This is a genomic window from Paraburkholderia sediminicola (assembly GCF_046026855.1).
GTDB lineage: Bacteria > Pseudomonadota > Gammaproteobacteria > Burkholderiales > Burkholderiaceae > Paraburkholderia > Paraburkholderia sediminicola_A.
The window spans coordinates 34,695-50,298 of the sequence record NZ_JAQQET010000002.1 but is presented as its reverse complement, the minus strand read 5'-3'; the positions used below and the strand labels follow the sequence as shown (position 1 = coordinate 50,298).

The 15,604-nt window shown below is 62.4% G+C and carries 13 protein-coding genes and 1 pseudogene; 4 read left to right on the top strand and 10 right to left on the bottom strand.

The annotated features are described in order from the left end of the window. Positions 1-43: 43 nt before the first annotated feature. The 3 genes from PQR40_RS02385 to PQR40_RS02375 all read right to left on the bottom strand — a co-directional run bounded on the left by PQR40_RS02385 (position 44) and on the right by PQR40_RS02375 (position 2,552). Positions 44-1,054 (bottom strand): YVTN family beta-propeller repeat protein, encoded by a 1,011-nt coding sequence (locus PQR40_RS02385; protein ID WP_494478193.1) that lies wholly within the window; start codon positions 1,052-1,054, stop codon positions 44-46. Between the two features lie 268 nt (positions 1,055-1,322). Beyond that, positions 1,323-1,661 carry a TFIIB-type zinc ribbon-containing protein gene (locus PQR40_RS02380; RefSeq protein WP_408508354.1) on the bottom strand — a complete coding sequence of 113 codons (339 nt, stop codon included), beginning with the start codon at positions 1,659-1,661 and terminating at the stop codon, positions 1,323-1,325. Between the two features lie 138 nt (positions 1,662-1,799). Further along, entirely contained in the window at positions 1,800-2,552 is a 753-nt protein-coding gene (locus tag PQR40_RS02375) for a TerC family protein (RefSeq protein ID WP_408508353.1), read from the bottom strand. A 121-nt stretch (positions 2,553-2,673) separates the two neighbouring features. Here PQR40_RS02375 and PQR40_RS02370 point away from each other — a divergent pair, with 121 nt between their 5' ends. After that, complete coding sequence (locus PQR40_RS02370) at positions 2,674-3,555, top strand: LysR family transcriptional regulator (protein WP_408508352.1); 882 nt, start codon at positions 2,674-2,676, stop codon at positions 3,553-3,555. Here the strand turns inward: PQR40_RS02370 and PQR40_RS02365 are convergent. Continuing rightward, positions 3,528-3,989: a TerB family tellurite resistance protein gene (locus tag PQR40_RS02365; RefSeq protein ID WP_408223972.1), complete on the bottom strand. Its 462-nt coding sequence runs from the start codon at positions 3,987-3,989 to the stop codon at positions 3,528-3,530. The two genes, PQR40_RS02370 and PQR40_RS02365, sit on opposite strands and share 28 nt — an antisense overlap. A 219-nt stretch (positions 3,990-4,208) precedes the next feature. On the opposite strand from PQR40_RS02365, the gene PQR40_RS02360 reads away from it, so the two are divergent. Then, the gene (locus PQR40_RS02360) at positions 4,209-4,541 is read left to right on the top strand and encodes a DUF2322 family protein (protein ID WP_408334168.1); all 333 of its coding nucleotides are present in this window, start codon (positions 4,209-4,211) and stop codon (positions 4,539-4,541) included. Positions 4,542-4,571: 30 nt separating this feature from the next. Here PQR40_RS02360 and PQR40_RS02355 read toward each other — a convergent pair whose 3' ends face one another. Further along, positions 4,572-5,501, bottom strand: coding sequence for a LysR family transcriptional regulator (locus PQR40_RS02355; RefSeq protein WP_408508450.1), 930 nt, complete (start codon positions 5,499-5,501; stop codon positions 4,572-4,574). Positions 5,502-5,613: 112 nt separating this feature from the next. Here PQR40_RS02355 and PQR40_RS02350 point away from each other — a divergent pair. Next, positions 5,614-6,635: pseudogene (locus tag PQR40_RS02350) on the top strand (aldo/keto reductase). Between the two features lie 265 nt (positions 6,636-6,900). On the opposite strand, the gene PQR40_RS02345 reads toward PQR40_RS02350, so the two are convergent. The 5 genes from PQR40_RS02345 to PQR40_RS02325 form a co-directional block, all read right to left on the bottom strand. Further along, the gene (locus PQR40_RS02345; protein WP_408334165.1) at positions 6,901-8,070 is read right to left on the bottom strand and encodes a PepSY-associated TM helix domain-containing protein; all 1,170 of its coding nucleotides are present in this window, start codon (positions 8,068-8,070) and stop codon (positions 6,901-6,903) included. An 18-nt stretch (positions 8,071-8,088) separates the two neighbouring features. Continuing rightward, positions 8,089-10,584, bottom strand: coding sequence for a TonB-dependent siderophore receptor (locus tag PQR40_RS02340; protein ID WP_408223957.1), 2,496 nt, complete (start codon positions 10,582-10,584; stop codon positions 8,089-8,091). A gap of 101 nt (positions 10,585-10,685) precedes the next feature. Beyond that, positions 10,686-11,663, bottom strand: a complete 978-nt coding sequence (locus PQR40_RS02335; protein ID WP_408223954.1) for a FecR domain-containing protein — start codon at positions 11,661-11,663, stop codon at positions 10,686-10,688. 31 nt (positions 11,664-11,694) lie between these two features. Further along, on the bottom strand, positions 11,695-12,183 hold the full coding sequence (locus tag PQR40_RS02330; protein WP_408223951.1) for a sigma-70 family RNA polymerase sigma factor: 489 nt from the start codon (positions 12,181-12,183) through the stop codon (positions 11,695-11,697). Positions 12,184-12,310: 127 nt separating this feature from the next. Then, the gene (locus PQR40_RS02325) at positions 12,311-13,102 is read right to left on the bottom strand and encodes an AraC family transcriptional regulator (protein ID WP_408508351.1); all 792 of its coding nucleotides are present in this window, start codon (positions 13,100-13,102) and stop codon (positions 12,311-12,313) included. 174 nt (positions 13,103-13,276) lie between these two features. Between PQR40_RS02325 and PQR40_RS02320 the strand changes: the two genes are divergently transcribed. Then, entirely contained in the window at positions 13,277-15,574 is a 2,298-nt protein-coding gene (locus tag PQR40_RS02320) for a TonB-dependent siderophore receptor (protein ID WP_408223945.1), read from the top strand. The last annotated feature ends 30 nt before the right edge of the window (positions 15,575-15,604 follow it).

Sequence of the window (15,604 nt, the reverse complement as noted above, 5' to 3'; positions counted from 1 at the left end):
GCCTCTTGAAATTGCGGGTTCTGTCATCGAAACGAAAGCCTGTTCAGTCTGGATTGGGCGCATACACGGGAGCGCGGTTGGCAAAATACAAACCGTGCGGTGAACGTCCGACCGCGATCGCGTCGATAAGTTTATGCGTTGTCAGATCAATGATGCCGACATGCCGCGAAAAACGGAAAGTGACCCACAGGTAGCGGCGATCGGCGGACAGTTCCATGTCGTCAGGGCCGGGCATGAGTCCGGTGATGTCGGCGGTTTTCGTCAGCGTGTTGTAATCGAGAATGCTGATCGTGCTTTCCACGCGGTTCGTTAGTGCCACGTGCTGCCCGTCGTCGAGGTTGCGGAAGTTGTGCGCGCCGCGCCCCGTCTGGATTCGTTTCACGACTTGCTGTTTGTGCCAGTCGACCACGGCGACGTCGTCTTCACCCGTCATGCCGATCAACAGATAGCGGTCGCCGGGCGTCATCCAGAGGCCGGCGGGCGTATTGCCGACATGCAGTTTCCAGAGCACCGTCTGCGTTGCCAGATCGATCGCTGCAAGTTCGCCCGTGTCTTGCAGCGTGACGAACACGGTCTTGCTATCGGACGAGAACGTCATGTGGCTCGGTGTCTTCGAGAGCGGGACACGTTTGGCGAGCGTCATGTTCTGGCCGTCGTAGTGGTACACGTCGACGCGATCCAGCCGCAGGCCAGCGGTGACGAACCATTTGTGATCGGGCGAGAAACCGAGCTGATAGGGGTCTTCAATATCCTCGACCTTGCGCTGCACCTTTCCGGTGTGCGGATCGAGAAACATCAGGTCGTTCGAGATCGAATCCGCGACGATGAGCGAGTGGCCGTCGGGCGTAATCATCAGATGATGCGGTTCCTTACCGGTCGGCTCCGTACCAATGACCTTACGCGTAGCGGGATCGATCAGCGTCAGTTGGGCTTCGCCTGAGTCGAGCACGATCACGTTGTCGGCGGCCCGCGCCGGCATCGCCATGGTTAGCGTGCAGTAAGTTAGCGCGACAAGAGCGCCGGTTTTTTTAATCGAAACGATGGAAATTGGCATCTGAACGATAGACGGGCGCGAAAAAATTGGGGGGAACATCACGGAGGTGGGCGCAAGGGGATTCAGCGTGCGTAGGCTACGGTTAACGCGTTAACGGCTTAACGCGCCAGTTCGCTCTGTCGATGACACGCGACACGTTGTTATTTATATGAAGGGTTCGACGATGGCATGAGGCCATGTCAGAGGGGAAAGTAAAAGGGCGCGGCTGACAATAGCGCGCGCCCTTGATTTGATAACAACTGCCTGGTTCTTCTGCTCGCGGACACGCTCAGTCGAAATCGAACATGTCGAAAAGCGAGCGTTTCTTTTTCTGCCCTCGATAGTCCGTTCGGTGATTGTCGTAGGTGCGGTTGTCATACGTGCGGTTGTTGTCGTACGCACGATCCCGATCCCGATCCCGATCCCGATCCCGATCCGCGTGGTGGCCGTCGCGGATTGGGCGTGCGGCGTTCACCGACGTGTCGTCGCTCGCGGCGTCCTGCGCGATCAGCTTGTCGAGTTCGCCGCGATCGAGCCATATGCCCCGGCAGACCGGGCAGTAGTCGATTTCGATCGAGCGGCGCTCGGTCATCAGCAAGTCAGTGGTCTTGCAAACGGGGCATTTCATTTCGTTGCTCCTCATGGGTAAAAAGATATCGAACGCTCAATGTGGTGAGCCGCCCGATCCAGACGAAAAAACTATCCAGCGCTACTTCGTTCAAGCACGTCGAACCGCTCTTTTCGTGCGCGGCCGTCACCTGGGCGCTCATTGACTCGCGGCAACCGTGCGCTTCGATTTCGCCCGGCGCGCGAGCATGTTCAGTGCTTCGACAAACGCGGAGAACGCCATGGCCGCGTAGATGTAGGCCTTCGGGATGTGCGAACCAAAACCCTCTGCGATTAGCGTCATGCCGATGACGAGCAGGAAGCCGAGCGCAAGCATGACGATGGTCGGATTACGCTCGATGAAGCGCGACAGCGGACCGGCGGCGAACAGCATCACCGTGACCGCGGCGATCACGGCAATGAACATGATCGGCATGTGCTCGGTCATCCCGACCGCGGTGATGATGCTGTCGACCGAAAACACGATATCGAGCACCAGGATTTGTCCAATCGCAGCCATGGTGGTCAACTGCACGGTTGTGCTCGCCTTGTCGCGTGCCTCATCCGCATTGACGACGTGGTGGCGAATTTCACTAGTCGCCTTCCAGACGAGGAACAGGCCGCCGCCGAGCAGGATCAGGTCGCGCCACGAAAACGCGTGGCCGAGGAGCGTCACGGCGGGCGCGGTCAGTTGCGCAATCCACGCGACGGTGCCAAGCAGGCCGAGCCGCAACACGAGTGCGAGCATGATGCCGAGGCGCTGGGTGCGCGCGCGTTGCGCTTCCGGCAGCTTGTTGCTGAGGATCGAGATGAAGATCAGGTTGTCGATGCCGAGCACGATTTCCATCACGACCAGCGTGAGAAGCGCAGCCCATACGGCGGGGTCGGCAGCGAGAATGAGTAGGGAGTCCATGAGGTCCGTAAGCAAAGGGTGACGGGTAACGTCGGTATGCCGTTATCATCGCCGTCTTCATGGTTCGGATAAATCAGTGATAATCTGAACGACATATCGTTTTTTTCGAAGTATTCACAGCATGCTCAACTACCGCCATCTCTACTATTTCTGGATCGTCGTGAAGGAGGGCGGTTTCGCGCGCGCGGCCGAGCGTCTCGACATGGCCGTTCAGACCATCAGCGCACAGGTGCGCGAGCTGGAGAAATCGATCGGGCGTCAATTGCTGAAACCGGCAGGGCGCGGCGTCACCATGACCGAAGCCGGTGAGACGGCATTCAATCGCGCGGAGCAGATTTTTCAGATCGGCGAGGCGCTGCTCGATGAGATGCGCGAGGCCGGTGGCGAACGGGTTGCGCGGCTCGCGGTGGGTCTTTCCGACGGCATTTCCAAGCTCGCCGCACATGCGCTGCTCGCGCCGGTGCTGGATACGCCATCGCTCAGGCTGCTATGTCATGAGGGTGAACATGCGCAGTTGTTGTCCGAACTCGCGCTGCACCGGCTCGATCTCGTTCTGGCGTGCCAGCCTGCGCCGCACAACGCGGACCTGCGCGTCGTGAGCCAGCGGCTCGTCGGTTCGCCGGTCGACTGGTATGGACCCGCGGAGATCATCCGCAAGGCCGCCCGTGCCGGTTTTCCGCAGTGCCTCGCCGATCTGCCCGTCCTGCTGCCCACCGGGCACAGCGCGTTGCGCGCGCGGCTCGATCGCTGGTTCGAAGCCGAAGGTATCCGGCCGCGGATCGTCGGGGAATTCGAAGACAGCGCGCTGATGGCGGTGTTCGCCGCGCGTGGGCTCGGCGTGTTTCCGCTCGCGGAACTGGGCGCGGAAGACGTGGCGCTGTTGCGCGGGCTGCGCTGGCTCGGCCGGGCGGAAGGCGTGGTGGAAGAGATCCACGCGATCCGCTCGCGGCGCGGGCAACATCATGCGCTCGCTTCTCAGGTGGTTGCGGCCGTACGTGGGTGAGCGTGCAGTGTGCCCGGCAGCGTGATGTGCCGGCTTGCGGTCTGGTTTGGCTTGGGTCCCCACGCGTTGAACACCGCAGCGAGCAGGGCGATTTCGCCATCCGCCAGATAGTTGTCCGCAATCGTGACAGCGATGCACAGCCGAATCACCTTGCGGCGCAGCGCGGGGTCGTCGATCTCGTCGATCAACGTGACGAGCAGGGCCGCGTCGACCTGGCCGACTGGCGGCGTGAACGGCGTGTTCGCGAGCGACTGATCCTCGCACAGCGCCTGCACGATCTGCGCGAATTGCGCGGGTGCGAGACCGAGTTCACCGGCGATATCGAGGCTTTCAAGCGCACGCTCTTCCGCGCTGCTGACGTGCCCGTCGGAAGTAAGGGCCAGCGCGACGATACGCGCGGCGGCTTGAGGACTGTTGCGCGGATAGGTTCGCATGTTCGGGCTCCTGTCGCGGACAATGTCCGCAGTGATAATGAGCCTGAGTCTGCAGCAGGTTGTGAATCGGATAAATCTGCTAATCCGGGAGCGAAGGTTCGCAAAAACCGAACCGTCCGCAACGGACTGCGCGAGGTGTCATCGTCCGGTGCGATGCACAACACCCTATCGGATAAGATACGGCTCGCCGCTATTTTTCGAATTGAAGGAGTGTTTTCAGTGATTCAGCCGAGCAACGTGTTTAAGGACAACCTCGCCCAACTGCCTGCCATTGACGGTATCGAACGTATCGATCTGGTCGACAACAAGGGCGCCGTGGTGGCAAGCATCGAGAACAAGCCGGGTAAGCAGGGCTCGCTGGCGGTGTACCACTATCTGCAGCAGGCGTTCGGCACGCTGGACGCCAAAGCGGCCGAACACGGCCTCGCGGTGTTCGCGGAGCATACGGCCGACGCGCGCAACCGTCCGGGAGCCCATCCGAACGTCGACCATTTGCTCGCAATCGTGGCCGGCGGGGAAGCGTTGCGTATCGAGGTTGTTGTCAGAACTTGATGAGTACGCCATGCCGTAACCCGCATCGGTTCACGTTGGCGTTCCGTCCTGCGGATGAGTGCTCGGTTCGTCAGCGGCAAGAATAAAGTCAACGAACGCCCGGAGCGGCGCCGGCATATGCGTGCGGCCCGGGTAGTACAAAAACGGTCCAGAGAAGGATTGGCACCACTCATCGAGCACCGGTACGAGCTCGCCTCGCTCTATGGCCAGCCGCAGAAACTCGTCAAACGAATAGACGATCCCCAGTCCGTCGATGGCCGCCCTTCTTTGCAGTTCGATCAGGGATGCGATCATCGGCCCGTTTGGCTCGATCCGTACGATGTCGTCCCCCCGCTCGAATTGCCATGTCGCAAGCACCCCGCTGTCGAAGCGGTGTCCGATACACGCGTGGTTTAGCAGTTCGCCTGGATGCTGCGGTATCCCGCGAGCCGCGAGGTAGGACGGCGAGGCCGCCGCGACGAAATGTTGAACGCGCGGGCCGATCGGTACGGCGATCATGTCGCGCTCGAGCCGTTCGTCGTAGCGGATGCCGGCATCGAAGCCCGCCGCGAGGATATCGATAAACGTGTCGTTGGTCCCGACGTCCACCGTAATGCCCGGGTGAGCGGCCAGGAAGCGGGAGAGGAGCGCGGGCAGGATTTCTCGTGCCGCGATCGACGGAACGTTCAACCTCAGCGTTCCGGTGGGACTTTCACGAAAGAGGTTCACCGCATCCAGTGCGATGGCGATTTCCCCGAATGCCGGCGCCAGCCGCTCGAAAAGACGCCGCCCAGCCTCCGTTGGCGTGACGCTGCGCGTCGTGCGGTTGAGCAGCCTGACGCCGAGCTGCTGCTCGAGCCGTCGAACCGCTTCGCTAAGCGATGAGGCCGACACGCCGCCCGTTAGCGCAGCATGGCGGAATCCGCGTGCCCGCGTAACGGCGACGAATGCCTTCAGATCGGAAAGGTCAGGTTCCTGCATTGTTCGCTTTTCCGCACGGGTCATCCGGATTGAGGGGGATTATCGCACGCTGAAATTCGGCTGATACTTCAGGTCAAGCGCCTGTCTTGCGGCGTAACCACCAAGGAACATGATGAAACATCTTCAACTGGGTAAGACGGGTCCGCAAAGCTCCGCCATCGGTCTTGGATGCATGGGTATGTCCGGGATGTATGGTCCATCCGACCGCGCTGAAAGCATCGCGACGATTCACGCCGCGCTCGAAGCCGGCATCACCTTACTCGATACCGGCGATTTCTACGGCTCCGGCCACAACGAAATCCTGATCGGCGAGGCGTTGAGAAGCGCGCCGCCGTCACGTCGCGACGCCGCGATCATCAGCGTGAAATTCGGGGCGATGCGTGACCCCGCAGGGGGTGGTCGCTTAACGATGCGCGGCCCGCGGCGGTCAAAAACTTTCTCGCCTACTCGCTGCAGCGGCTGGGCGTCGATCATATCGACATCTACCGTCCTGCGCGGCTCGATTCCACCGTGCCTGTCGAGGACACGGTCGGGGCGATTGCCGACATGATCAAAGCCGGCTATGTGCGGTACGTCGGCTTGTCCGAAGTGGGCGCAACGACCATTCGCCGTGCGGCGGCGGTGCACCCGGTGAGCGATCTGCAGATCGAGTACTCGCTGATTTCTCGCGGCATAGAAGACGAGATACTGCCGGTGTGCCGCGAGCTCGGGATTGGCGTGACGGCATACGGCGTGTTATCCCGTGGGTTGATCAGCGGTCACTGGAGCAAGGAGTCGGCGGGAAAAGGGGATTTTCGCGCCATGAGTCCGCGTTTTCAGGGGGACAATGTCGATCACAATCTCGCGCTTGTGGATGCGCTTCGCAAGGTGGCCGATGCAAAGGGCGTCTCCGTGGCGCAGATCGCGATTGCGTGGGTTGCCGCTCAAGGCAGCGATATCGTGCCGCTCGTTGGCGCACGCCGGCGCGATCGTCTTGCCGAAGCGCTCGGTGCGCTTGACGTGACGCTCACGGCGGAGGATCTGGCTGCGATCGCGCAGGCAGTACCGAACGGGGCGGCCGCAGGCGAACGTTACGCGGCGGCGCAGATGGCGCATCTCGACAGCGAAAAGGGCAGTGACGGTCACGCGGGTTGACGCGGTAACGCGTTGTTGCGGGCTGGGTGAGTCACGCATTGTTGAGTGGTCTGTGGCGTGGCTTCCTGCGGCTTATCAATCGCCGCGGTGCGCCTCACCGCGTTTGCCCCTGAGACATCCATACGCGATTGCGCCCAGGGGCAAGCAAAGTAGCAGCCATGCAAACGCCCGTGCCGTACCCGCATCGACCAACAGTGCGAGCGCCAGGCCAGCCAGAATCGCAACATTGATGATGGCTGGCATTCGCCATCGCCGCACGCGCGTTTCAGTCATAAGCACCGGCCTCATGAGTTCTTCTGCGTAACGGGACGGCTTGTGCTTCCAATGCGCCGATGCGCGCACGCACGGCGTCGCGCCGCTTCCACCACAGATAAAGACCGCTCACGAGCACGACAATGGCGGTCAGATCGAATGCGATCCACAGCAGCTTCAGCGGCAAACCGCCGTAGTCGCCGAAATGCAGTGGCTGCGCGATCAGGATCGCTGTCAAATACCACGGCAGATGGGCAGTCGCCGACAGTTTGTCGGTCTGCGCATCGATCAACACCGGCTGCAGCAGACGCGAGGTCAGCGTCGTGTCGCCACGCAGGAATACCATGAAGTGATGAGGCGTCGAGAAGCGGCTGCCAGGATAACCGACGAACGCGACCTTCATGCCCGGAACCGCTTGCATCGCGGTGTCGATTGCTTTCTGCGCGCCACCCGGCGGCGACGTGATAGCGGACTGACCGCGCCACGTGGCAGTCATGGCCGCAAGTTCGGTCGACTGCCAGTGACCGAGCAGCGGGATGGCCAGCGTGTTGATCGCCCCCGTCAAGCCGACCACAAGCAGCCACGCGGCCGTGGCGATACCCAGAAGATTGTGCAGATCGAGCCATTTGAGCCGCGAGGCGCGTTCGTGACGCACGGTCGCGAACGGCAGTCGTCGCATGAAGACACCGTACACGACGATGCCCGATACGATCGACATGATGAACACGAGCCCCATCAGACCGATGAACAGCGTACCCGGCAGGCCGGCGAACAGATCGACGTGGAGCGTGCGGATCAGGTACATCACGCCGCTGCGCTGCGCGATGTCGTGGACCAGATGCCCCGTGCGGGCGTCGTATTTGTAGACCGCGGTGGCGTCGTTCGAATCGGCCCGCTTGCCTAGCGAGACGAACCAGGCCGGCGAGTCGTCGCTCTGCGATACGAAACGCACCGCGTCACCGGGTCGACGCAGACGCGCGTCGGCGACCATCGTATCGATGCTCGCGCGCGTCGTTACGCCGGGAAGTGCGGGCGGTTCCACGGTCGAGCCCGTCCACACGCCGATCTCGTCCTTGAGGATCAAGGGCGCACCGGTCACGCAGAGCAGCAGCAACGACAACGTGCAGACCAGACTCGTCCAGCGGTGAATCCGGTACCACACCTGAAAGTGCGAATGACTCATGTTGAATGACTCGTGTCGTTACCAGTCGTAGCGCAGCGTCGCCATCGCCACACGGCTCGTGCCGTAATAGCAGGCGTTCAGACTCGTGCAGGTGGCCACGTACCGGCGATCGAACAGGTTGTTCACGTTCAACGAAAAGCGCACGCCGTCGAGCTTCGGACTCAACTGGCCGAGCTCGTAACCGAACGCGAGGTCGACCAGCGTGTTCGACGGAATGCTGACGGTATTGGCCGAGTTGCCGTAGGTCTGGCCGAAGTAACGGACACCGAGCCCGAAATTGAGCGTGCGCAACGGACCGCGCTGCACCGTGTAGTCGGCCCACAGCGAAGCCTGATTGCGGGGCACGACGATCACGCGCTTATCGAGATCGGCACCGTTGCTCTGCGTGACTGTTGCGTCGGTATACGTGTACGACGCGATCACTTTCAGACCTTCGGCGATCTCCGCGTTCGCTTCGAGTTCGAAGCCCTGCGAGCGCACTTTGCCCGACTGCGTCTGGAACTGCGGATGCGCGGGATCGACAGTCAACGCATTGCTTTGCGTCAGCGTGTACACGGCGGCATTGGCCGCGATTGCCGAGCGCGCGGGCTGGTACTTGATGCCGACTTCGTACTGCGTACCGGTCGTCGACTGGAACGGCGTGCCGTCGAACGAGGTGCCGATGGTCGGCTGGAATGAGCGTGAATACGCGACATACGGCGCGACGCCCGCATCGAACACATAGCTCAGGCCGACGCGGCCGGAGAACGCGCCTTCGTTTTGCGTTGCCGTAGTGTTCGCGAGGCGGTTGGTCGTCGACGTGTCGACCCAGTCGTGACGGCCGCTCAACGTAAGACGCCAGCGTTCATACGCAAGCTGATCCTGCAGATAGACGCCGACCTGGTTCTGGATCTGCGAGGTGCTCTGCACGACGGGCGGGTGGACGATGGACGCACCGTAGACGGTGTCATACAGATCGATCGGCGGCGCGGTGCCGAAGCCGAGCGCGATGCGGCTCGACGCCCAGCGATAGTCGAGACCGACCAGCACGGTATGCGCGATCGCGCCGGTCTGGAATTGCGCTTGCGCCTGATTGTCGAGCGTGAAGTTTTCGGCGTGTTCAGGAGCGGACAGCACCTGCCGGTTCAGTGTGCGCAGGTCGGGTTGCAAGCCCGCGCCGGCGACCGCGAACAGGTTCGTGTCGAGATAGGCGTAACGCAGTTTCTGGCTGACCTTCCACGTTTCATTGAAACGATGCTCGAATTCGTAGCCGAGCCACGCCTGCGTGCGCGAGTATTCGTCGACGCCGGGTTCGCCGACATACTTGCCGTACGGCACGTTGCCGTTTGGATTGCCGAGCAGCGTGCCTTGCGCGGGAAGAAACTGGATCTGGGGTTCGCCGTTGTCGCGCTGATATTCGGCGGAGAAGGTGAGGCTCGTGTCGCGATCCGGGCGCAGCGTCACCGAAGGCGCCACGAGCACGCGGCTTTCCTTTGTGTGATCGATCTGCGTGCCACCGTCGAAACCGAGGGCGGTCAGCCGGTAGAGCACGGTGCCGTCCTTGTCGACCGGACCGCCGACGTCGAACGCGCCTTCATAACGGCCGAACGTATTGGTCTGGACCTGCACGGTGTGCACGGCCTGCTCGGGCGGACGCAGGCTCACGAAGTTGACGAGGCCGCCTGGCGGAATCGACCCATACAGCGATGACGATGGTCCACGCAGAATCTCGATACGTTCGAGCGTGAACGGATCCACCTTGGGCCGCCCGTAGAGGCTCGCGCCGTACGGCAATTGCATGCCGTCGAGAAACAGCGTCGGCTCGAAACCCCGGATACGCAGCGAGTCGAAACGATTGTCGACCGGATCGGTGCCGGCTTGCACGCCGGGCGTGTACTTGACCGCGTCGACGAGACTGAGCGCGCCCTGCTCCTGTATCTGATTCTGGCCGATCACGGACACCGCCTGCGGTGTTTCGAGCAGTGACGTATCGGTTTTCGTGGCGGTCGCACTTCGCTTTGCCGCGTAGCCGGCGAACGGACCGGTGGCCGTTTCCCGTTCGCGTGTCGATTCGACCGTGAGCGCGGGCAGGGTGTTCGACGTGGCACCCGGCACAGCCGGTCCGGCCGATGGCGTCGCGGCCTGCACCAGCCATGCGCCGTCCATCTTCGCGACAGCAGCGAGTCCGGTGCCGTCGAGCAGTTTTTCCAGTGCGGTCGCGACCGGGTAGGTGCCGCGCACGCCTTGGGTGATCTTGCCGTGCACCTCGGCGGCGTCGTACGACACGCTGACGCCGGCGCGACGGGCGAACATATCGAGTGCGGTGTCGACGCTTCCCGGGGCGATGTCGAAAGAACGGCTCGCCGCGGCGTTGACGGGCGCCGCGCTCTGCGCCTGAAGCGTGGACGACGCAGCGGCAATACCCAGTGCAAGTACGGTCGGCGCGAGCGCGCGGCGCACGCGGTGGGCGGCATGCCCACGCCGCCCTGCATTGGCGCCTGAAGAACAAGGGCGCGGAGTACGGCTGAAATTCACGTTGGTCTTCCTCGTCGGACGGTGTGGTTGGGCGGAGCAGCAAAGCGCCTTTCCCTTGTTGCCGGACGAGAATGGAAAACCCCTCACGTTCTGCAAAAAATTTACGACGTGCCGGCCGCGTGCAAGGTGACCCAGTAGCGTGTGCGCGACGTGACCGACAGATGCAGGTTGTCCGCGAGGAAGGCGAGTGTGCGTTCCGTATCGGCGGTCTGGAAGGCGCCCGAGACGGGTAACGCCGCTATCGCGGGGTCGCAGCGCAGCACGCCGGGGCGGTAACGGGACAGTTCGGCGAGGAACTGCACGAGCGGCATCTGGTGCGCGACGATCACGCCGTCGAGCCAGCCTGTCGCCTCGGCGAGCGATGCCTCGATGCGGTACGCGCGGGTGCGGTCGAACCGGTACACGTCGCCCGCGTGCGCGACGGCGCGCACGCCGTCCGGCGGTGCGATTTCGACTGCGCCCTCGTCGACGCTCACGCGTGCGTTCTGCGTGTCGAGCCGCACCGCGAAACGCGTGCCGAGCGCCTGCAGACGTGCAAAACCCGTCTGCACATAGAACGGCCGCCGCGCCACGGCGCCGGAATCCTGGCCGGTTTGCACATAGATTTCGCCGCGCAACAGGTCGATCACGCGCCGCATGTCGTCAAAGCGCACGTTCAACGCGGTATCGGTGTTGAGCACGAGCGTCGTGCCGTCGATGAGTCGGACGGTCTTGCGCTCGCCGGTCGCGCTGGCGTAGTCGGCGGTGGCACGTTGCCACGGCGCGCTGTCGTGCGCGAACCAGCCGGCCAGGCCTGCCACGCCGAACCAGCCGAGCGCCTTCAATGCCTTGCGGCGCTGCCCGCGGCTGCGGTTGCGCCGGGCGGCTTCGTCGAGTGTTTCGAGCGCGAGCTTCGACGGGAGCTTGCCAAACGGTTCATCGAGTGAGTTGACCCGTTGCCAGGCGGCTTCGTGTTCCGGCCGCTCGGCGCGCCAGCGCTCGAACGCGGCGGTCTGCCCTGGATCGGCGCGATTGAACTGCAATCGCACCGACCACGCGATTGCCGCGTCGACGATAGAGGAGTCGATGTCGTGGGTCATGAGCGACGGGCGGGCGGCGCGCGCAAGGCGGTCAGGTTCCGTAGACCAGGTCGTAGCAGTGACGCAGCGCACGGGCGAGGTATCGCTCGGCGGTCGCGACTGAGACACCCAGGCGCTGGGCGATGTCGGGCACCGTCGCTCCGTCGAGCCGCGCCCATAAGAGTGCCGAGCGCATGGCGGGGGCGAGCCCGTCGAGCATGGCGTCGATCCGCACCAGCGTTTCCAGCACGATCAGCCTCACCTCGGGCGACGGTACCTGCGGCTCGGGCATCAACGCGAGCGCATCGAGCCAGGCCTGCTCGATGTCGCGGCGGCGCCAATGATCGACAACCAGCCCTTTCGCGATCGAAGTCAGATAGGCGCGTGGTTCCTGCACGGCGTGCAGTTCGGATGCGGCGCGGCAGATCACGCGCACAAAGGTGTCCTGCGCGAGGTCGGCGGCGTCGGCGGTATCGCGTACGCGACGGGTCAGCCAGCCGACCAGCCATGCGTGATGTGCCGCGTACAGGCCGGCTGCCATGGGAGGGGACGGATCGGACCGCATAGACGAAAGCTGACGCAAGCGTGGAGTTACCGGATAGTACTGCAAATGAGAATCATTGTCATATATGCAAAAAAACTCAAAAATCGCCTGACTTACCGCCTGCTCATCTCAGATAGCGCTGTGGTGTTTCACCCATCGTTCGCTTGAACATGGTGATGAACGCACTCGAGTTGGTATAGCCGAGTTGGTTGGCAATGGTCGCGACGGCTGTGCCTTGTGCGAGCAAGGAGACCGCCTCGACGAGCCGCAGCTGTTGCCGCCATTGACCGAAGGTCAACCCGGTTTCATCACGGAAGAGTCTCGCGAGCGTGCGCTCGCTTGCACCGGCACGGTCGCCCCATGTGCCTAGCGAATCGCCATTCGCGGGCTCGCTCAGCAGCGATTCGCAAATCTGCCGCAACCGGCGATCCTGCGGCAAGGGCAGGCCGCCTTCCGTCGCCTCCGGCGCATCCAGCATTTCCTTCAGTAGAAGCGGCGTGATCAATGCCGCGCGGCGTTCGGGGTCGACCTTTTTGTCTTCGATCATGGCGGCCACGAGTTCGCGCAGCAGCGGCGAAATCGCCAGCACCTTGCAGCCGGCCGACGGCCATGGCGAGGCCTCCGGTTCGAAGTAGACGCTGTGCATCGAGACGTCGCCGGTTGCCCACAATTCATGTCCGATGCGCGGCGCAATCCACAAGCCGCGGTGAGGGCCAAGTGTCCACATGCCGGTTGGCGTCACCACCCGCAGCACGCCGCGCACGGTGTACACAAATTGCGCCTGCTCATGCGAATGCCATGTTTGTCTATCGCCGTCTCGATAATCATAGCAACTTGCTATGATCGCGCGAGATTGCCGCTGGTACTGGGAACCAGGGGATAAGCGCCACGTTTGTTCCACCTTCTCCGCCCTCATTGACCGTCAAAATTTGTCTGTTTCACGAAGTTTGTTGGCGATACCTCGCGCTACCTCGTCAGCTATCTTATTTTGCACTTCACGAGAACAAGCTGGCAATGAGAATAGTAATGATTCTTAATAGCGTTCTTCGGCTTCGGGAAGCTTTCTTTAATTGACCTGGAACAACAAGATATGAATCGGGGAACGGAACCCACGCGCCAAACGGGATTGGCTCGTCGCGAGCAGGCGAAGCGCTTCACACGCTTGCGGTTGATGCCGATCGCGGCCGGCCTGTTGTTCGCTCAGGCCGGCTATGCGCAGTCGCTGCCGGCCGGTGCGGCCGATACCACGGGGGCGACGGGCGCGTCTGAGCCGCGTGCCGCGTCTGCGTCCGCTGCCGCGCCGGGGACGACGCAACTGCCCGCCGTCAGCGTGACCGATACGCGAGCCAGCGAAACCGGCACGGGTCCGGTGATCGGCTATGTAGCGCATCAGAGCACAGCGGGGACCAAGACAGACACGCCGCTCATCAAGACGCCGCAATCGGTCTCCGTGGTGACGCGTGACCAGATGGACATCCAGAACGTGCAAAGCGTGGCGCAGGCGTTGCGTTATACGTCGGGGATCAGCCCGGAGCAACGCGGCACGAACACGGATTCGCTGGAGTATCTGTACGCGCGCGGTTTCCTCGTCGACGAATTCTGGAACGGTTTGCGCACGCCGGGGCCGGCGGGCGGCTTTGGCTATAACGTCACCAGCTTCGACCCGTATATGTTCGAGCGGATCGAGCTGGTGCATGGGCCGGCGTCCGTGCTCTACGGCCAGGGATCGCCCGGCGGGATGGTGAATCTTGTGAGCAAGATGCCGACCGCCGAGCCGCTTCACGAGATCGGCATTCAGACCGGCAGCTATGGGCGTCTGCAAGGTTTCTTCGATTTCAGCGGTCCGATCGATCAGGACGGCAAAGTGCTTTACCGGTTGACAGCCGACGGCTTCAATACCGGCACGCAAACCGACTACGTGAACCAGCAGCGTTTCGCCATTGCGCCGACCATCACGTGGCGTCCGACCAAAGACACGACGCTGACGGTGTTCGCCAACTACCAGGCCGATCCCGAGGCGGGCATCTACAACTTTGTGCCGGTGGTCGGCACGATCCAGACCGGTGTGGCCCAACTGCCGCGCAGTTTCTATCCCGGCGAGCCGACCTTCGACAGCTTCCGCAAAACCCAGGAGTCGATCGGGTATCAACTGGACCATCGTTTGAACGACATCTGGTCGTTCAAACAGAGCTATCGTTTCCTGCACAACAGCCAGACGGTGCAGTACGTGGCCGACGATCTCGGCTACGTGAACAACGGGACGGCGCTGGCGCGCGAAGCGTACCTGAACCGCGGCATGGTGAATTCGAATACCGTGGACAACCAGGCAACGGCCCGCTTCGGCACAGGCCCCGTCGCGCATCAGGTCACGGTGGGGCTCGATTACCAGAACACCCAGTTCAACCACTATTTCTTCGGTTCCGCAGACGACAGCACGCCGTCGCTCAGCATTACGAATCCGCAATACGGTGTCGCGATTCCTTATCCGACGTTCATGTTCGCGACGTCTAACGCGCAGTCGATCAAGCAACTCGGCACGTATGCGCAGGATCAGTTCGACATTGGCCGCTGGTCGTTCCTGCTCGGCGTGCGTGAAGACTGGACCAACGAAGACGTGACTTCGTACAAGACCGGTGCGACGACGAGCCAGTTCAATCGCGCGTTTACGTGGCGGGCGGGTGGCGTGTATCGCTTCGATAACGGCATTGCGCCGTATGCGAGCTATTCGAAATCGTTCCAGCCGCAGGTTGGCTCTGATTTCACCGGCAAGTCGTTCGATCCGACCACCGGCGAGCAGTACGAAGTCGGCGTGAAATTCCAGCCGTCCGGCTACAACAGCTTCGTCACGGTGTCGGCGTTTCACCTGACGCAGCAAAACGTGCCGACTACCGATCCGGTTCACACCGGCTTCCAGATCCAGACCGGCGAAGTGCGCTCGCAGGGCTTCGAAGTGGAAGGGCACGCGAGCCTGACCAACAACCTGCAATTGATCGCGAGCTACACATACACGAATCTGCTCAACACGAAGAGCAACTCGGCCAATCTCAACAAGGTGCCGATCGGCATTCCACGTAACACCGCGTCGCTGTGGGCGGACTACACGCTCGGGGCAGGGCCGTTCGCCGGATTGCAACTCGGCGGCGGCGTGCGCTTCATCGGCGGTTCGTATGGCGATACGGCGAACACGCTGCTGACTTCGTCGGCAACGCTGATCGATCTCGCGGTGCGTTACGACCTCGGCCGCTCGTTCGCTTACCTGCACGGATGGACCGCGTCACTCAACGCGAGCAACCTGCTCGATCGCCATTACGTGGCGTCCTGCAATAACGGCTCGTGCAACTGGGGCGAAGGGCGGCTCGTGCTCGCAGGGTTGAAGTATCAGTGGTGATCGTCATCATGCATTCAGCCCTTGCGGGGC